15 protein-coding genes are annotated in these 18730 nt (G+C 60.0%); 6 read left to right on the top strand and 9 right to left on the bottom strand.

Translation table 11 applies throughout. From position 1 onward, the window contains the following. Positions 1-152 precede the first annotated feature (152 nt). The 3 genes from FGF54_RS10295 to puuD all read right to left on the bottom strand — a co-directional run bounded on the left by FGF54_RS10295 (position 153) and on the right by puuD (position 3990). The gene (locus FGF54_RS10295) at positions 153-1082 is read right to left on the bottom strand and encodes an IS110 family transposase (RefSeq protein WP_142779599.1); all 930 of its coding nucleotides are present in this window, start codon (positions 1080-1082) and stop codon (positions 153-155) included. Positions 1083-1420: 338 nt separating this feature from the next. Continuing rightward, a complete protein-coding gene (gene guaD, locus FGF54_RS10290; protein WP_142779598.1) occupies positions 1421-2731 on the bottom strand; it encodes a guanine deaminase in 1311 nt (436 codons plus the stop codon). Next, positions 2728-3990 carry a urate hydroxylase PuuD gene (gene puuD, locus FGF54_RS10285; protein ID WP_142779597.1) on the bottom strand — a complete coding sequence of 421 codons (1263 nt, stop codon included), beginning with the start codon at positions 3988-3990 and terminating at the stop codon, positions 2728-2730. Before puuD ends, guaD begins: the two co-directional genes overlap by 4 nt. 506 nt (positions 3991-4496) lie before the next feature. On the opposite strand from puuD, the gene FGF54_RS10280 reads away from it, so the two are divergent. Beyond that, the gene (locus FGF54_RS10280; RefSeq protein ID WP_003524238.1) at positions 4497-4835 is read left to right on the top strand and encodes a hypothetical protein; all 339 of its coding nucleotides are present in this window, start codon (positions 4497-4499) and stop codon (positions 4833-4835) included. Here FGF54_RS10280 and FGF54_RS10275 read toward each other — a convergent pair. The 5 genes from FGF54_RS10275 to FGF54_RS10255 form a co-directional block, all read right to left on the bottom strand. Further along, positions 4811-5740, bottom strand: coding sequence for a LysR substrate-binding domain-containing protein (locus tag FGF54_RS10275; protein WP_020810938.1), 930 nt, complete (start codon positions 5738-5740; stop codon positions 4811-4813). The genes FGF54_RS10280 and FGF54_RS10275 overlap by 25 nt on opposite strands. 237 nt (positions 5741-5977) lie before the next feature. After that, positions 5978-6826, bottom strand: coding sequence for a xanthine dehydrogenase accessory protein XdhC (xdhC, locus tag FGF54_RS10270; RefSeq protein WP_142779596.1), 849 nt, complete (start codon positions 6824-6826; stop codon positions 5978-5980). A gap of 10 nt (positions 6827-6836) precedes the next feature. Continuing rightward, on the bottom strand, positions 6837-9176 hold the full coding sequence (gene xdhB, locus FGF54_RS10265; protein WP_168208053.1) for a xanthine dehydrogenase molybdopterin binding subunit: 2340 nt from the start codon (positions 9174-9176) through the stop codon (positions 6837-6839). Positions 9177-9391: 215 nt separating this feature from the next. Further along, positions 9392-10861, bottom strand: a complete 1470-nt coding sequence (xdhA, locus tag FGF54_RS10260) for a xanthine dehydrogenase small subunit (protein ID WP_142779595.1) — start codon at positions 10859-10861, stop codon at positions 9392-9394. Between the two features lie 139 nt (positions 10862-11000). Further along, positions 11001-11777, bottom strand: a complete 777-nt coding sequence (locus tag FGF54_RS10255; protein WP_059754597.1) for a 3-hydroxybutyrate dehydrogenase — start codon at positions 11775-11777, stop codon at positions 11001-11003. Positions 11778-12009: 232 nt separating this feature from the next. Here FGF54_RS10255 and FGF54_RS10245 point away from each other — a divergent pair, with 232 nt between their 5' ends. The 4 genes from FGF54_RS10245 to sbmA all read left to right on the top strand — a co-directional run bounded on the left by FGF54_RS10245 (position 12010) and on the right by sbmA (position 16822). After that, positions 12010-13071 (top strand): LLM class flavin-dependent oxidoreductase, encoded by a 1062-nt coding sequence (locus FGF54_RS10245; protein ID WP_003524232.1) that lies wholly within the window; start codon positions 12010-12012, stop codon positions 13069-13071. 54 nt (positions 13072-13125) lie between these two features. After that, positions 13126-13878: a type I methionyl aminopeptidase gene (gene map, locus FGF54_RS10240; RefSeq protein WP_065655656.1), complete on the top strand. Its 753-nt coding sequence runs from the start codon at positions 13126-13128 to the stop codon at positions 13876-13878. A 296-nt stretch (positions 13879-14174) separates the two neighbouring features. Continuing rightward, positions 14175-15365, top strand: a complete 1191-nt coding sequence (locus FGF54_RS10235; protein WP_142779594.1) for an MFS transporter — start codon at positions 14175-14177, stop codon at positions 15363-15365. Positions 15366-15547: 182 nt separating this feature from the next. Further along, on the top strand, positions 15548-16822 hold the full coding sequence (gene sbmA, locus FGF54_RS10230) for a peptide antibiotic transporter SbmA (protein ID WP_142779593.1): 1275 nt from the start codon (positions 15548-15550) through the stop codon (positions 16820-16822). Positions 16823-16868: 46 nt separating this feature from the next. On the opposite strand, the gene FGF54_RS10225 is transcribed toward sbmA, so the two are convergent. Next, on the bottom strand, positions 16869-17852 hold the full coding sequence (locus FGF54_RS10225) for a polysaccharide deacetylase (RefSeq protein ID WP_142779592.1): 984 nt from the start codon (positions 17850-17852) through the stop codon (positions 16869-16871). A 150-nt stretch (positions 17853-18002) separates the two neighbouring features. Between FGF54_RS10225 and FGF54_RS10220 the strand changes: the two genes are divergently transcribed. After that, positions 18003-18587: an NnrU family protein gene (locus tag FGF54_RS10220; RefSeq protein WP_065655660.1), complete on the top strand. Its 585-nt coding sequence runs from the start codon at positions 18003-18005 to the stop codon at positions 18585-18587. The last annotated feature ends 143 nt before the right edge of the window (positions 18588-18730 follow it).

Raw genomic sequence — 18730 nt, 5'->3', positions numbered from 1 at the left:
GTCTAAGTTCGGCACCGGGCACTCCAGAGGTCATTCGCATTTCGGCCGGGTGATGCCAGCCAGTCATTTGAAGCGAGCGGGTGCGACACGGTTTCTTCTCCCCACCGGGGAGAAGGTGGCCCGAAGGGTCGGATGAGCGACTGTCTTTGATGTCAAGCGTTTTGCCATGGTTTGTTGTCTCTGATGATGGCGTTGAGCATTGTCAGAAGCTTTCGCATGGTTGCGACGGTAGCGAGGATTTTCGGCTTTCCGGCTTGCACGAGACGATCGCGAAAGGCCTTGAGGACTGGATTGTGCCGTGCCGCCACCAGCGCTGCCATAAACAACACCGCCCGGACCTTGCCCCTTCCGCCACCGATGAAGCTTTTGCCCTTCCATTTGCCCGATTGCCGGGTCCAGGGAGCAAGGCCCGCCAGCGAGGCGATTTGACGCCGGTCGAGACTGCCCAGTTCCGGCATCTCGGCAAGAAGCGTGCGCGCCGTTGCAGGCCCCACACCAGGCACGGAGGTCAGCAGCGCCTCGCGCACCCGCCACACGGGGGATTTGCGGATGTGATCGTCCATTTCCGCATCGATGCTGTCCACCTCCCGGCGCAGGGCGGCAAGCAGGCGCTGAATGCTTTTGCGGGTCGATTTCTCCAGCGCCATGCGTAACCGGTTCTCTTCGGCCACGATCATCTGCACGATCTGCCGCCTGCGCTCGACAAGTGCCGATAAAAGCTGGGTTTGCTGATCACGCAGAGGCCGGATTTGTGGCTTGGTGGCAGACACGAAAGCGGCAATCACCGCCGCATCGACCGCGTCGGTCTTGGCCCGGCGACCGATGGCATTGGCATAGGCGCGCACCTGCGCCGGATTGACCACGATCACCGCAAATCCTGCCGCCGAAAGCCGTGCCACGGCCAGCGTCTCGAAGCCGCCTGTGGCTTCCAGTGCCACGATATCGGCATGCACCTCTTTGAGACGCTCTACCAGATCGTCGATCCCGGCATGGCTGTTCTCGACGAAGAACACCGTGCCCGATGCTGCGAACGCCACATCCAGACGGTCCTTGGAAACGTCGATGCCAACACTATTATCCATCTTATCCCATCCTTGCCTAATCGGGCTTCGCACACGCAAGCGGCCCCGGCGACTGTTCGGGTTCGATGAAAAAGCGGAGGGAGACCCGGGCTCATCCACGGGATCAATGTCCCCAGGGGGGATCGGTCTTCCATCCGCCACCGCAGCAGCGAGATTATCACAGCGCGGCGAAATCAAGTTACAAGGGGGCAACGTCGGTGATAAATCGAGAGCTGGCCCCCTCATCCCGCTGCCGCGGACTTCTCCCCGGCGGGGAGAAGAAAGACGCGGCACCCGCTCACTCTAATATGTGACCGATATAAATGAGGCCGCAGCTTTATGTTTCGGCCCCAACCGAACTATGCCAGCACGCTCTTCATTGCCCTGCCGGCCACATAGGTCTCAACCACCGTGCGGTCGTCGCCCATGGTCAGCATCAGGAAGAGTTCTTCCGTCAGGCTGTTCACCACTTCCATCTTCAGCGCCATGGCGGGGGTGGAAGAGGCGTTGAGCACGGTGATGTCTGCGTCCGTGCCGGCCTCCAGCGTGCCGATGCGGTCGACCATGGAAAGCGCCTCGGCATTGCCGCGGGTCATCAGGTACCAGCTTTCCAGCGGGTTGAGGCGTTCGCCCAGCAATTGCTGGATTTTGTAGGCCTCGTCCATGGTACGCAGCATGGAATAGCTCGATCCGCCGCCGATGTCGGTCGCAACCGCGATCCGCACCGGCTTTTCGCGCCGCTGCAGCTTTTTCATCGGGAAGAGGCCGGAGCCGATGAAGAGGTTCGAGGTGGGGCAATGCACGGCCACTGCGCCGGTTTCCGACAGCACATCCGCCTCGCGGTCAGAGAGGTGGATGGCGTGGCCGAGCAGGGTCTTGTTGCCCATCAGTCCGTAACGCACATAGATGTCGGTATAGTCGGTCGCTTCGGGGTAGAGTTCGCAGGTATATTTGATCTCGTCCAGATTTTCCGAAAGATGCGTCTGGATGAAGAGATCGGGAAATTCCTGCGCCAGCGCCTGCGCGGCTTCCATCTGTTTCGGGGTGGAGGTGATGGCGAAGCGGGGGGTGATGGCGACGTGGTTGCGGCCTTTTCCGTGCCAGTCGGCGATGACTTGGCGCGTCTCGTCATAGGAGGTTTCCGGCGTGTCCAGCAGGCCCTGCGGGGCGTTGCGGTCCATCATCACCTTGCCACCCACCATCAGCATGTTGCGCTTCATGGCCTCAGCAAAGAAGGCGTCGGCGGAGGTCTTGTGCACGGAGCAATAAGCGGCGGCCGTGGTGGTGCCGTGGCGCAGCAGTTCGTCATAGAAATGCGTGGCGATGCGCTCAGCATGGGCGCTTTCGACGAAACGGCATTCTTCCGGGAAAGTATAGGTGTTCAGCCATTCCAGCAGGTTGGCGGCATAGGAGCCGATGACCTGCATCTGCGGGAAATGCAGGTGCATGTCGATGAGGCCCGGCACGATGAGATGCGGGCGGTGGTCCTTTTCCTCGATGTCTTCGGGGGCTTGCTTGCGGATATTGGCGTAGTCGCCGATGGCGGCGATCCGGCCGTCTTCGATCAGCAGGCCACCGTCTTCGATATAGAGATAGCTTTGCGTATCGTCGATTGCGAGCGGCGCGCGGCGGAAGCTCAGCAGGCGGCCACGCAGCAGAACCATGCTCATTCAGTCTTTCCTTCGGCTTTTCCTGCCCCGGAAACCGCGCTTTCGTACCAGGCGGTCAGCAGCTTGCGCTCATCCGGGGTGATGGCGGTGATGTTGCCGGGAGGCATGGCATGGCTGCGCCCGGCTTGCAAATAAATTTCACGCGCATGGGCGGCGATCTGTTCGTCGGTTTCGAGCTTCACCGATTTCGGTGTGAAGGGCACGCCTTCCCACACCGGTTCGGCCGCATGGCACATGGAACAGCGGCCCTGGACCACATCGCGCGCCTTGGCAAAATGGGTGTCGGCGACGAATTGCTGCTGCATCGGCGAAAGCGTCGCTGCTTTCTGTTCTTCCTCGCCGGTCAGCACTTTCGGCACGGTGGAGAGCCACATGATGACGATGAAGATGAGGGCGGTCAGCAGCCAGGTCCATGTGGGTTTTCCCTTGCGGGCATGGGTGGTGTTGAACCAGTGGCGGATGGTGACGCCCATCAGGAAGACGAGTGCCGCGATGATCCAGTTAAACTGCGTGGCAAAGGCCAGCGGATAATGGTTCGACAGCATGAAGAAGATGACGGGCAGCGTCAGATAGTTGTTGTGCAGTGAGCGCTGTTTGGCGATGCGGCCATATTTCGGGTCCGGTGTGCGCCCGGCGATCAGGTCGGCGACGACGATCTTCTGGTTGGGGATGATGATGAAGAACACATTCGCCGACATGATGGTGGCGGTGAATGCGCCGAGATGCAGGAAGGCGGCGCGGCCGGTGAAAACCTGTGTGTAACCCCATGCCATCGCCACCAGCGCGACATAGAGCACGATCATCAGGCCCCAGGTATTGTTGCCGAGCGGCGATTTGCAGAGGAAATCGTAAAACAGCCAGCCGATGGCAAGCGAGGCGAGCGACAGACAGATGGCCTGGAACTGGGTGAGCGCCAGCACGGAATGATCGATGAGGAAGAGATCGGCACCGCCGTAATAAACGATGCAGAGCATGGCGAAGCCGGAAAGCCAGGTGACGTAGCTTTCCCATTTGAACCATGTCAGGTGCTCGGGCATCTGGGCAGGCGCAACCAGATATTTCTGGATGTGATAAAAGCCGCCGCCATGCACCTGCCATTCCTCGCCATAGGCTCCCGGCGGCAGATGCGGCCGTTTGACCAGCCCGAGATCGAGCGCGATGAAATAAAAGGATGAGCCGATCCAGGCGATGGCGGTGATGACGTGGAGCCAGCGGACGGCAAAGGCCATCCATTCCCACGCAATGGCATATTCGTACATGCGGTTCCCCTGATCCTTGTGCAGCGCACCTTGCGAGAAATTTGACCTTTAGGAAAGGGAAAAGCAGAGGGTGGGAAGTGATTGTTCACAATCTGACGCCTTTGTGTCCGCAATCTCAGTTGAGTTCGCCCGTGTATGTGGGTTGGCCCGGTAAAGTTGCAGCCGCTCATTCCTGTCGCATAGTTTGTGCTTAGCTGGCTAACGCGACTCAGCTATTATCCTTTGTGCAGTCTGCCGATGTGCTAAAATATAAGGCTGCGGAGTCCTGCGGGGCGCCTTGCCGGAAATCTATTCCGGTTTTACGCCAATGCGCAGGGCTTCCATGACATGTTTCGCTGGCGGTTCTTCCGAAAGCGGGCGCTGCGAACCCTGGGTGGGGGCAGATCAGGGGGCAGGTATCGCAGTTCCCGGTGCCGTTGTGTCCGGGTGGGTGTTGATGTGAAATTTGAATAAAGGGACGCAATGATCTTCCGGCAGCCGCCGTTGTTTCAACGGAGACCATGCCGATGCGCCTTGTTCTGACGGTCCTCTTCTTATCTCTGGCGTTCAGCGCCACCGCGCTTGCCCATGAATCCCACAAGGGGTTCAAATATGAAAGCTATTGCTGCAATGGCGACGCCGAAACCGGCGACTGCCAGATGATTCCCACGCGCAGTGTTCGTGTCACGCCTGACGGTTACGAGGTCTCGCTCGCACCCGGCGATCACCGCATGGTCACCCGACGCCATGTCTTCAACTGGTCGCAGCGCGAGGCAAGACGATCCGAGGATGGCGAATATCATCTCTGTCTGTTTCCGGATGAGGACACGCCGCGCTGTTTTTATGCGCCCGACATGGGGTTTTGAGGAAGTTGCTGCGGCCGGCTTTCCTCGATCCGTTTCAATATCCAGTCGCGAAACAGCCTGATCTTGCGGATGTTCCTGCGGTTTTCGGGGTAGACCAGCCAATAGTTCTTTCCTTCGCTGCTAAGGTGCTCGAAGGGTTGATACAGGCGGCCGAGCGCAATCTCATCGGCATAGAGTTCAGGGGTGAGCATGGCCACCCCCTGGCTGGCGATTGCGGCGGCGGCTTCGAAGGCCTGCACATTGAGGCGGCTGCGGGGATAACGGTCGAGGCCGGGATTTTCAACACCCACTTCCCGAAACCATTGGCTCCACCAGATATCGCCGGGATCGATGATGCGCAGGCGCAGCAGGTCTTCCGGCTTGTGCAATCCGCCGATGCTTTCGGCAAGGCCCGGATGCAGCATCGGCGTATAAACGCCGCGCAGCAATTGATGATAGATCAGCCCTTTGCCGTTATCTTTGCTCCAGCGAATGGCGACATCGCAATCGGACTGGGAAAAATCGATCAATGCGCTTGATGTATCGAGCCGCACGGCAATCGAGGGATGTTCGAGCTGGAAAGCACCCAGATGTCGCGAAAGCCAGCGTGAGGCGAAGGTAGCGGTGGAATGGATTGTCAGGGTCGCGTCGGACGTGTCGCGCACATTGTCGACGGCCTCCCGCAGATTGTTGAAGGCTTCCGCGACTTTCGGCGCAAGTTTCTGCCCGGCCTCGGTCAGCGAGACCTGCCGCGCCTTTCTGATGAAGAGCGGCTCACCGATATTCTCCTCCAGCAGTTTCACCTGATAGCTCACCGCCGTCTGGGTCATGCCCAGCTCTTCGCCGGCCTTGGTGAAGCTCAGATGCCTTGCGGCAGCTTCGAACACCCGCAGGGCGTTCAGGGGAAACTGGCGGGACATTTTCATGGATAAGTTCTCTTTATGCCAATTGCCGAAGGTTTCATTGGTTTTTCTCCGGAAAACAGAGCATTTTTAGCTCAATTCATCAACTGAGCTTCTGATATTTTTGAATGGAGACGAACATGCGCACAGCACTCTTGCGCGCGTGGTCCCGCCTGCGTGCGGGCCTGCGGACAGCGGAACGGTTTACCCTTGAAAGCATTGCGCCGGACAATCTGGCGGATGAAAGCCTGCCGGACGGGCTCAGGCGTGATCTTGGCCTTGAGGATGGCCGTGTCGATTTTCGCTGCGACGGATTTCGGCAGCGGAAAATGCTTGCAACAACTCGGCTGCCACAAGGGCCGCTATGATCGCAGGCCGCTTGTCCCTGACGCTGTTGCCGCCGATGGGCAGGATGAGCTTTGCAAGGCGGGACATGGGCTCTCCTTCCCGCTCCAGCCAATGGGCGAAGGTGGCGCGTTTGGTCTTCGAGCCGATCATGCCGACATAGGCGAGATCGTCGCGGGCAAGCGCTTCCTTCGCGATGAGGAAATCGAGCGCGTGATCGTGGGTGACGATGATGGCAGCCCCGTTTGCAGGAATTTTCGCGACGAGCGCCTCCGGCATGGGGGTGAGTACGGATGCGACGTTCACTGGAAGATCGTGCAATTCGTTTTCCCGCGTTTCCACCACTGCCAGCGTCAGGGGCAGCAGCGACAGCGCTTCAGCCAGCGCCTTGCCGACATGGCCCGCCCCGAAAATGAAGACGGCCGGCTGCTGCTCGGCCTCGCCCTTCACTCTCGCTTCCAGCGCTGCCGCGATTTCCGAAGTTATCAGCCGGAACCGGAGCAGGGTGCGGCCGCCGCAGCACTGGCCGATTTCCGGGCCAAGCGGAATATCCATGCGGTCTTCGGTAGCACCGCTCCGCAGCATGACTCGGGCGTGGTCTATGGCCATATATTCGAACTGCCCGCCGCCAATGGTTTCCCACAGGCCGTCTTGCGAGACCAGCATGAAGGTTCCGGCCTCACGCGGGGAGGACCCTTTCACGGCCTCGATTTCCACAAGGATCGTAGCGGGATATTGCGTGAGGAAGCTGGAGAGGGAAGTCATGGGTCTCCCCTCACACCTTCTTCAGCCGTTCCACCGCCATCAGAACCCGCTCGGGCGTTGCCGGTGCATCGAGACGCGGGCAGACCTTGTAGTCGGCGACGGAGGCGACGGCCATGGAGAGGGCTTCGAGAACAGAGATCGCCAGCATGAAGGGCGGTTCGCCCACGGCCTTGGAGCGGCCAATGGTGGGTTCGGCATTTTCCGCCCATTCCGCCAGCCTGACGTTAAAGCTCTTCGGCCGGTCGGAGGCGAGCGGGATTTTGTAGGTGGAAGGAGCATGGGTGCGCAGCCGTCCCTTGCCATCCCACCACAATTCTTCCGTCGTCAGCCAGCCCATGCCCTGCACGAAGGCGCCCTCGATTTGGCCGATATCGATGGCCGGGTTCAGCGACTTGCCGACATCGTGGAGGATATCGGTGCGTTCCATCATATATTCGCCGGTCAGCGTATCGATCGACACTTCCGAGCAGGCCGCGCCATAGGCGAAATAATAAAACGGCGTGCCACGGCCGGCGGCGCGGTCCCAGTGGATTTTCGGCGTCTTGTAAAAACCGGCGGCGGAAAGCTGCACGCGGGCGAAATAGGCCTTTTTGATGAAGTCGTTGAAGGCGATTTCCTCAAGGCCGATGCGCACCCGGTTCGGCAGAAAGACGACTTCCTCTTCGGGCACGTTCCAGTTCTCGGCGGCGAATTTGACCAGCCTTTCGCGGATTTGACGGGCGGCATCATAGGCCGCCATACCGTTGAGGTCGGTGCCGGAGGAGGCGGCGGTGGCCGAGGTGTTCGGCACCTTGCCGGTGGTCGTTGCCGTTATCTTCACCCGGCCGATATCCACCTGGAAGGCATCGGCCACCACCTGCGCCACCTTGGTGTAAAGGCCCTGACCCATTTCGGTGCCGCCATGGTTCAGGTGGATGGAGCCGTCATTATAGATATGCACCAGCGCACCCGCCTGATTGAAGGCGGTCATGGTGAAGGAGATGCCGAATTTGACAGGGGTGAGCGCGATGCCCTTGCGGATGATCGGGCTCGTTTTGTTGAACTCGATGATGGCGTCTCGCCGGGCGCGGTAGTCGCTGGAGGTTTCCAGCTCCTCGACGATGCGGGCGATGATGTTGTCCTCGACCTCCTGATGATAGGGCGTCGTGGTGCGGCCCGAGCCGGTCTCGCCGTAGAAATTCAGCTTGCGGATATCGAGCGGGTCCTTGCCCACCGCATAGGCGATTTCCTCGATGAAACGTTCCGCGCCGAGCATGCCTTGCGGGCCGCCGAAACCGCGAAAAGCGGTGTTGGAGACGGTGTGGGTTTTCAGCGGCCGCGAGGTGAGGTGTACATGCGGATAGAAATAGCTGGAATCGGCGTGGAACAGCGCGCGGTCCGTGACCGGACCGGACAGATCGGAGGAAAAACCGCAGCGGGCGGCATAGGTGGCGTCGACGGCGTGGATGCGGCCTTCCTCATCGAAACCCAGTTCGTAATCGACGCGGAAATCGTGGCGTTTGCCGGTGGCCGTCATGTCCTCGTCGCGGTCGGGGCGGATTTTCACGGCCCGGTTCAGCTTCTTGGCGGCGATGGCGCAGAGGGCGGCGAACTGGTTGCCCTGCGTTTCCTTGCCACCGAAACCGCCGCCCATGCGGCGCACCTGCACCGTGACGGCGTTGGACGGCACCTGAAGCATATGGCTGACGATATGCTGGATTTCACTCGGATGCTGGGTGGAACTCCACAGCGTCACCTCGTCATCCTCGCCCGGCACGGCCATGGCGATGTGGCTTTCGAGATAAAAATGCTCCTGTCCGCCGATCCGCATCGTGCCGGTGAGGCGGCGCGATGCGACGTCCATTTCGATCTTGGCATCGCCGCGCTTGAGCGTCATCGGATCGATGACCAGCGCGCCGCCATTTTCAATCGCCGTGTCGATATCGGTGAAATGCGGCAGGTCCTTATAGGTGATCTTTGCCTTGCGGGCCGCCTTTCTGGCGATATCGCGGGTTTCGGCAAAAACCGCGAAGATCGGCTGGCCGTGGAATTCCACCTTGGTTTCGGCAAGCAGCGGCTCGTCGTGACGGCCGCCGGAAGAGATGTCGTTTTCGCCGGGCACGTCCTTGGCAACCATGACCAAGAGCACGCCGGGTGTTTTTTCCACTTCCGAAAGGTCCATCGAGACGATTTCGGCATGTGCCCGGTCAGCAAGGCCGAGCGCGCCGTGGATCAGTCCGGCGGGTTCGGGAATATCGTCGATATATTCGGCGCTGCCGGTCACATGCTTATGGGCGGAATCGTGCCGGAGCGAAGCGTGCATCGGGCCGTCGATTTCGGTCTTGGTCTTGTCGAAGCTTGTGGTGTCCATGGTTCAAGCTTCTCCTTCGCAGTCAGAATCGGTGTGTAGAAACGATAACCCATCCTCATTCCTGTTCCCCGGAACAAGCCCGAGGATGTCACAGGAATCCAGCCGACGCGCGTCTGCGCGGCGAGAGAGTCCTTCCAGCCCAAGGACTTGGGCTGGCTGGATTCCTGTGACAAGCACAGGAATGAGGGAGGGTGCGGGTGTCGCCATCGCCATCATCACGCCTCCTCCAGCGAGAAACGGCTGAGTTCCTGTTTTTGCCCCGAAGTCTCGAGGAAAAACCGCGTCAGCAGGTTCTTGGCCGTCAGCTGCCTATATTCGGCAGTCGCCCGCCAGTCGGTCAGCGGGGTAAAGTCCTCGTCCAGCACATCGCGTGCCGCATCGATCGTTTCTTGGCGCCAGGGCTTGCCGAGAAGGGCTGCCTCCAGATGCGCGGCGCGTTTCGGCGTACCGGCCATGCCACCGAAGGCGATGCGGATGTCTTCGACCGCGCCGTCGGCATCGAGCGTCAGGTTGAAGGCGCCGCAGAGCGCGGAAATATCCTCGTCGCGGCGCTTGGAAATCTTGTAGACGGCATAGAGGCTTTCCGGCTTCCGGAACGGAATGAAGAGCTTTTCGACGAATTCGCCGCTCAGCCGGTCCTGTTTGCCGTAATCGATGAAATAGCTTTCCAGCGGCAGGCTGCGGTTACCGGAGGAGGATCGCAAGGTCAGCGTCGCCCCGAGCGCGATCAGCGCCGGCGGCGTGTCGCCGATGGGCGAACCGTTGGCGATATTGCCGCCGATGGTGCCCATATTGCGCACCTGCTCGCCGCCGAGGCGGTCGAACAGCCGGGCAAGCGGCGGGAAATGTTCCGCAATGGTCTTGAAGGCCTGGCTGTAGGTGACGCCGGCGCCGAGTGTCACGCCCTCTTCATCCACGGCGATGGTTTGCAGATCTCCGAGATTGTTGATGAAGATGACCGGGTTCAGCGCCCGCATCTGCTTCGTCACCCACAGGCCGACATCGGTGGAGCCGGCAACGATGGTTGCCTTCGGTTCAGCGGCGTAAATCTCGGTCAGTTCGGCCAGTGTCGCCGGAATGATGGTGCGGTCCTCGCCGTGGGTGACGATGATCGTCTCATTGGCGCGGATTGCCCAGAGCCTGGCCATGATATCGGTGCGGTCCCGTTGCAGCGGGTCGAACAGCGCGCTCGGGCGGGCAGCGGCGATTTTTTCGGCGGCGCGGACTATCGGCTCATAGCCCGTGCATCGACAGAGGTTGCCTTGCAGCGCCTTTTCAATGTCGGCGCGGCCGGGGTTTTCACTGGAAAGCCAGAGACCGTAAAGCGACATGATGAAGCCCGGCGTGCAGAAACCGCATTGCGAACCGTGGAAATCCACCATCGCCTGCTGCACGGGGTGCAGCGTACCGTCGCGGGCGGCCAGATGCTCGACCGTCACGATATGGGTGCCGTGCAGCGAGCCTAAAAAGCGGATGCAGGCATTGACGCTTTCATAACGCAGCGAACCGTCCAACAGCCGCCCTACCAGCACCGTGCAGGCGCCGCAATCGCCTTCGGCGCAGCCTTCCTTGGTCCCGGTCAACCGCTTGCTGATGCGGAGAAAATCGAGAAGCGTGTCTGTCGGTCCGAAATCCTTCAGCGAGATGGTTTCGCTGTTGAGGATGAAGCTGATCGCGTCGTTCATGCAATGCCCTGCTTTTTTTGACCGGCTGCCGAGCCGGTTTCTTGTCATTGTCCCTGCGCATCATATGCACGCCCGCAGGCGTATATCGATTTCCGTTTTGGCAATTCATTGTTTCCAAAACGGAAAGAAACTTCGGCAATTATTGCGCCGTCCAGCCGCCATCCACGGAAATATGGGTGCCGGTGATGTTGCTTGCGGCATCGCTTGCCAGAAACAGCGCGGCGGCTGCCACGTCATCGACGGTGACGAACTGCTTGGTCGCCTGCAGTTCCAGCATCACGTCGTTCTTCACCGCTTCTTCGCTGATGCCGCGCACCTTCGCCATTTCCGGTATCTGCTTTTCAACGAGCGGTGTGAGCACATAACCCGGACAGATGGCGTTGACGGTAACCCCGGTCTGCGCAAGCTCGAGCGCTGCCGTCTTCGTCAGGCCCATGATGCCGTGCTTGGCCGCCACATAGGCCGATTTGAACGGCGAGGCGACGAGACCGTGGGCGGATGCGATGTTGATGATACGGCCTTTGCCGGCCTTCTTCATCAGCGGTATCGCAGCCCGCATGGTATGGAAGGAACTGGTCAGATTGATGGCGATGATCCAGTCCCATTTTTCCGGCGGAAATTCCTCGATGGGCGCGATATGCTGGATGCCGGCATTGTTGACGAGCACATCCACAGAGCCGAGTTTTTCGTTGGCGGAATTGATGAGATCGGCGATCTCGTCCGGTTTCGTCATATCCGCGGGGTGATAAAGCACGCGCCCGCCGCTTTCCGCTTCCAGCAAAAGGCGCAATTTTTCGATCTCGTCCTCATCGCCGAAACCGTTCAGCACAATATTGGCGCCCTCCCGCGCAAATCGCTGCGCAATCGCAAGGCCGATACCGCTTGTAGAGCCCGTCACGATAACTGTCCGATGCATGCTTTCCCCTTTTTGCATTACTTCGCACATGTTTAAGCAAGGTATGCCCAAAGGGGGCGGGCTGGCAATCGCCATTTCGGGCGCCTTTTAAGGGGAGCTCGGTGGCGCGGTGAAACGGGCCGCGCCCATCCATTTTTTCGAAGCTAAGCATCCAGATTTTGCGCCAGATTCTGCATTTGCCTGCGGGGGCTTCCGTCCCTATCTCTGAGGCAAGCAAACAGAGGTATCATCTATGGAACTCGGTCTTTACACATTCGCGGATGTCAATCCCAACCCCGCCGATGGCCGTGGGCCGGAAGGCGCGCGCCGGCTGCGGGAGCTCATCGAAGAGATCGAACTTGCCGATCAGGTCGGGCTCGATGTCTTTGGCCTCGGGGAGCATCACCGTCCGGATTATGTCGTCTCCTCGCCCTCCACGGTGCTGGCGGCGGCGGCGGTGAAGACGAAGAATATTCGCCTGACGAGCGCCGTTTCGGTGCTGAGTTCGGACGATCCGGTGCGGGTGTTCCAGCAGTTTTCGACCGTCGATCTCCTGTCGAACGGCCGCGCCGAGATCATGGCCGGGCGCGGGTCCTTCATCGAATCCTACCCGCTGTTCGGTTACGATCTTGAGGATTACGACGTGCTCTTCGCCGAAAAGCTCGATCTGCTTTTGGCGCTGCGGGAGCAGGAAATCGTCACCTGGTCCGGCACCAAGCATCCCGCCATTAACGGGCGTGGCGTTTATCCGCGGCCGCTGCAGGAGCGTCTGCCGGTCTGGATCGCCGTTGGCGGCACGCCGCAATCGGTGGCGCGGGCAGGCGCCATGGGTCTGCCGGTGGCGCTTGCCATCATCGGCGGTGAATATCGCCGCTTCGCGCCGCTGTTCGATCTCTATCATGAGGCTGCGCGCCGCGCCGGGCAGGAAAAGACCAAGCTGCGCACCAGCATCAATGTACACGGCTTCATTGCCGACACCACGGACAAGGCGGCGGACCAGTTTTACGGACCGCAGGCGGAGGTGATGAACCGCATCGGCCGCGAACGCGGCTGGGGGCCGACGAACCGCGCGCATTTCGATGCGGCACGCGGGCCAGAGGGCAATCTTTTCCTCGGTGAGCCGGAGCTGGTGGCGGAAAAGATCATCAAGGCGCATGGCGTGTTCAGGAATGACCGCTTCCTGCTGCAGATGGCCATCGGCCTGATGCCGCACGATCAGATCATGCGCGGCATCGAGCTTTATGGTACGAAAGTCGCCCCGATCGTCAGAAAAGAATTGACGGGGAGCGCCGATCCGGTGAAAGCCACGGCCTGATGATTGCCAAGGCGGGCGCTTTCAGACCCGCCATACAGAACGACGGACAGAGACATGGTCATTTCCACCGAAGAAGAACTGGTTCTGCTGAAGGACATCGGCCGTTTGTGCGCCGTCGCGATGCAGACCATGGCGGACGCGCTGGAACCCGGCATCACCACGGCCGAGCTGGATGCCATCGGCCGTAAGGTGCTGGAGGATAACGGTGCGCAATCGGCGCCGGAATTCTGCTACAAGTTTCCCGGTGCGACCTGCATCAGCGTCAACGAGGAAGTGGCTCACGGCATTCCGGGTCCCCGCATCATCAAGGCGGGCGATCTCGTCAATATCGATGTCTCGGCGGTGAAGAACGGCTTTTTCGGCGATACCGGCTCGTCTTTCGCCGTGCCGCCGGTGAAGAAGGACATCGAGCGCCTTTGCCGCGATGGCAAGCGCGCCATGTGGACGGGCCTGCAGCAGGTGAAGACCGGCCGGCCTTTCGCCGATATCGGCAACGCCATCGGCGCTTTTGCCAAGAAGAACCGCTATACGCTCATCACCAATCTCGCCAGCCACGGCATCGGCCGCTCGCTGCACGAAGAGCCGAAGGAACTGGCGACCTGGCCGGACAAGGACGAGCGGCGCATCATGCAGGAAGGCATGGTGTTCACCGTCGAGCCGTTTCTCTCGACGGGCGCTTATTGGGCCGAAGATGGCGATGACGATCCCTGGACGCTCTATAGCGATCCGAGCGCGCCGACGGTGCAGTATGAGCATACCGTGGTGGCGACGAAGAACGGGCCGCTGGTGCTGACGCTGGCTGAGTGACAGCTACACCTGCCTCCGTCACCCTCACTTTTAAGGTCGGAGCGAGCGCGTGCCGCTTGTTTCTTCTCCCCGAGGGGGAGAAGTCCGCGGCAGCGGGATGAGGGGGCAAGCTCTCCGAAGTCCGGCAACGTTCCCCCTCATCCGACCCTTCGGGCCACCTTCTCCCCCTCGGGGAGAAGAATACACGGCACCCTCGGAGCGCACCGACGCTCACCGCGTGACCGATAACGACCGCTTATAACGCCGATCAAAATAACTCGCTTGTCCCTTATCCGCCCCGTTGCGATAAGCCATGCATGAGCATCGACAAGCCACTTTCCGCCAAACATCTGACCGCACTTGGATTTTCCGGGGCGCTGATGATGGCCTCCGCCATGGGTTTCGGCCGCTTTTCCTTCACCCCCATTCTGCCCGGCATGATGGCGGATGTTCCGCTTTCGGCGGGGGATGCGGGGATCGTGGCGGCTGGGAATTTCGCCGGTTATCTGGCCGGGGCGGTTCTGGCGGCCTATTCGTGGGGTTCGGGACGGGAACGGCTGGTGGCGCTTTGCGGCCTGTTTTCCACCGGGGCATTGCTGCTTGCCATGGCGGCTTTCAACTCCGTCGCGGCTTTCACCGTCATCCGGTTTCTGGCCGGTGTCGCGAGCGCACTGACCATGATCTTCACCTCGCAGATCGTTATCGGCCATGCCGTCAAGGCGGGCAGGGACAGCGTTCAGGCGCTGCATTATGGCGGCGTCGGTGCTGGCATCGCGATCTCCTCGCTTGCGGTCTATCTGATCGGCGTCGTTTTTGACGGCGGCGGTTCCTCATGGCGGGAGGAGTGGATCGCAGGTGCCGTCTTTTCCTTCATCACGTTCATTCTCGTCTGGCGGGTGCTGCCCGCAGGCCCGCCGCGACATGCATCCTCTGTGGCGGAGCCGCCGCTCCACTGGACGCGGCCGCTCTTCCTGACGACGCTGGCCTATGGGCTTTTCGGTTTCGGTTACGTCATCACCGCTACCTTCATCGTGGCGATTGCCCGCATGGCCGCCGCCGGCGCTTTCGTGGAGTTTCTGGCCTGGTTCATCACCGGCTGCGCCGCCGCCATTTCGCTTTTCCTCTGGAAACCGGTCTTGAAATCGCAGGGGCTGAAACGCGCCTTCGTCATCGTTCTTGCCGTGGAAGCCGCCGGCGTCTTCGCTTCCGTGATGTTGCCGCCGGTGCCGGGTGTTCTCGCCGGAGGCCTGCTTCTCGGGCTGACCTTCATGGTCATCACCGCCTATGGCCTGCAGCTCGGTCGGGAATTTGCCGGGCCGAGCCCGCGCCGCGCCTTTGCGCTGATGACGGCTGCTTTCGGCACGGGCCAGATTGTCGGGCCACTCGCCGCCGGCTGGATTGCCGAGGTGACGGGAAGTTTTACCGCGCCCAGCATTCTCGCTTCGGCTGTGCTCGTCGTCAGCATTCTGCTGATGCTGCCAGTGCTTGCCACGGAGCGGCGGCGCTAGGCTGCGGCCGTCTTTTCCTGCCTTTCATCCGGTGTTTCCGGTGGCCATCGCCCGCCATCTGCGCCTTACATCTTGTTAAGGTCAGCGCTTCTTCATTGCTGTGCACAAATTTCTGCCCTAGGTTCGGGCCAATAAGTGCTTCGCCAATAATGGCTGATTTCAAACGCGCGTGAGTTCGAAACGTGTTTCATTCCTTCTTTCCCAAACCGAAAATCTTCTTCACGTCGGCCTTCGTCTGGGCGATGGCCATGATCGGCGTTTGGTATGCCGGCGGCCGCAATTGGGGCGCCGCCATTGGCTTGCCGCCTTTGCCTGCCGGACAGGAGCCTGTCATCGGCGTTTCGGTTTTCTGGTCCACGCCGTTCCTGTGGTTCTACATCTATTATGCCGTTGCCGCGCTGATCTTTTCCGCATTCTGGTTCTGGTATCGGCCCCATCGCTGGCAAAACTGGTCAGTGCTCGGTTCGGCGCTTATTATTTTCGCGACGTATTTTTCGGTGCAGGTGAGTGTTGCGGTGAATGCCTGGTACGGGCCGTTCTACGACCTTATCCAGCAGGCTCTGGCGCGAACGGCGCCTGTTACGGCTGAGCAGCTATATATGGGGTCGCTCGGTTTCGCAGGCATTGCCTTCGTCGCCATCTTCGTTGGCGTTCTAAATCTGTTTTTCGTCAGCCACTACATTTTCCGGTGGCGCACGGCGATGAACGAATTCTACATGTCGAACTGGGATCGTCTGCGGCATATTGAAGGTGCCTCGCAGCGTGTGCAGGAAGATACGATGCGCTTTTCCTCCACGGTCGAGGGGCTGGGCGTGGGCTTCGTGCGCGCGATCATGACTCTGATTGCATTTCTACCTGTACTGTTCACTTTCTCGGAAACCATCACGGACCTGCCGTTTTTCGGGACCGTGCCGCATGCGCTGGTATGGGCTGCGATCGTTTGGTCAGTGTTCGGAACCGTTTTCCTGGCGCTCGTTGGTATCAAACTGCCCGGCCTCGAGTTCCGCAATCAGCGCGTCGAAGCGGCGTATCGAAAAGAACTTGTCTATGGTGAAGACCATGAAGATCGCGCGGATCCCCTGACCATCAGCGAGTTGTTCGCGAATGTCCGGAAGAATTATTTCCGCCTCTATTTCCACTATCTCTACTTCAATGTCGCCCGCATCTTTTATCTGCAGGCGGACAACATCTTTGGCACACTGGTACTCATCCCGTCGATCGTTGCCGGCAAGGTAACGCTCGGGCTGATGAACCAGGTACTCAACGTCTTTGAACAGGTCCGTGGCTCGTTCCAGTACCTCGTCAACTCATGGACGACCATTGTTGAACTCCTGTCGATCTACAAACGTCTTAAAGCCTTCGAAGCGGCCATCGAAGGGCAGGAACTGCCTGAAATCGACCAGCGCTACCTGCTTCGGGAAGCAAGAGGCGGCGAGCTGGATGCTGATCGACCCTGACAAACAAAAAGGCGGCCAATCGGCCGCCTTTTTTCATGAAGAGGTTTCAGCCCTCGGTCTTCAGCTTCTTGCGCGCCTCGATCATCGGCATCGCCTCGGCATAGCTCACGCAGGCGACATCCTGCTTGCCGCAGACCTCGCGCAGCAGCCGTTCATAGGCGTTCCAATAGGCGCCGCCGTTCATCTTTACGAAGTGAAAGCCCATCTGTAGCGGAATGCGCTCGCCATTATATTGCCTGTCGAATGCATTGCGGAAGGCGGTATAGGCGCGCTCCTCGAATTCCTTCGAACGATCCGGCGTCTCGACGCCGATGGAGTGGCGGATGAAGAGATTGTAGTCCATGGCGATGATCGGGCGGTTGCCCGGACCTTCGGGAATGAGCGGCAGGCCGAAATGCTCTATGCCGTCGCGCTCCACCGGCCATTCCGGTCCCTTGGTGATGCTGGTGGCGTCATAAACGAAACGGTGCTTTTTCTGCGCTTCGGTCAGCGCCGGCCCCTGCGAGAGATAGGGCGCGCGGAAACCATTGATCTTTTTCACCATCTCGCGCCAGCCTTCGGGTTCCTCGCCCTTTTTGCCGATCATCTGCCAGGCGTTTTCCAGCGTGCTGGTGAAGGTGGTGAATTCGCCGTCCCATTGTTCGGCGGTCCATTGCCCGCCATCGAAATGGCCGCAGGTGTGGTTGCCGATCTCGTGACCTTCGCGATAGGCGGCCCAGATGTTTCTGAGCCTTGCCTCCACCTCTTCCGGCGACTGGCCGAAACCGACATTGGAGCGACCCGCCTTCTGGCCGGGTCCCTGATAGGTCTTGGCGCTGGTCTTCCTGTCCATCACCAGCGTGCAGGCCAGGAAATAGGTGAAATGCGCGCCGACTTGCTTGCCCGTCGCCCGGCTTCTTTCCCACAGCGAATTGTCGCCCGCGCCGTCGAAGGACACGATGACGAGCTGCTTCGGCTTCTCAGCCTCTTGCGCAAAAGCGGGAAGGGCGGCGAGAAGCGACAGGGAAAGGGCGGCAAATGGGCGAAACATCAGTCATCCGTCATATGAAACACCGTGGCCTTTTGCGGGTGGAATAAGGCGAAGCTTTGAATAGTCTGGCGTTTTCGTGACTTTCGGCCTAATTCCTGTTGCAGCTTGCGGTGATAGGGCCGCTTCGTTCCACCCGGGGGACCGTGTTTCATGCTTTTTCTCGCACTCTGTCTTGCCTTGTTCCTGCTGACGCATCTTTTGAAGGTGGTCGCACCGCAATTTCGCGCGCGGATGATCGCGTCGATGGGCGAAGGCCCTTTCAAGGGCGTCTATTCGCTCGTCAGCCTCATCACGCTCGGCCTTGTCATTTATGCCTTCGGGGAAGCGCGGCAGGAAACCGGCATGTTGTGGTATCCGCCGGTCTGGATGAGCCACATTGCCGTGACCCTGATGCTGCCGGCGATGATCTGTCTTATCGCCAGCCTCATCCCGGCTGGCCACATCGCGACGAAGACGAAACATCCGCTCATTCTTTCGGTCAAGATATGGGCGCTCGCGCATCTTCTGGCCAATGGCGAGACGTCTTCCATTCTTCTTTTCGTATCGTTCCTCGCCTGGGGCGTGGTGATGCGGATTTCGCTGAAGCGCCGGGAACGGGCAGGCGAAAAAGTGGTCCGGGACTTCGTTTCAGGCCGTTACGATCTGGTGGCCGTTGTCGGCGGCATCGTCCTGTGGGGTGCTTTCATCCTGAAACTGCACGAATGGTTGATCGGCGTTCAGCCCATCGTCCTGTAGGAAATCAACGTTTCCCCCTTACATATCAGGCAAAATAGGCTAGAAGGCCGACCATGACCCGGTTGGCCTTACTTTTGCCGATCCGGGTAAGCGGCTTGGTATGTCCGCGGACGGATGGATCGGGACACGATCTCCGCGCGGGT

The organism is Agrobacterium sp. T29, assembly GCF_006970545.1.
GTDB lineage: Bacteria > Pseudomonadota > Alphaproteobacteria > Rhizobiales > Rhizobiaceae > Agrobacterium > Agrobacterium leguminum.
Note: the sequence above shows the minus strand (reverse complement) of the source record. Positions and strands in the feature narration are given on the sequence as shown.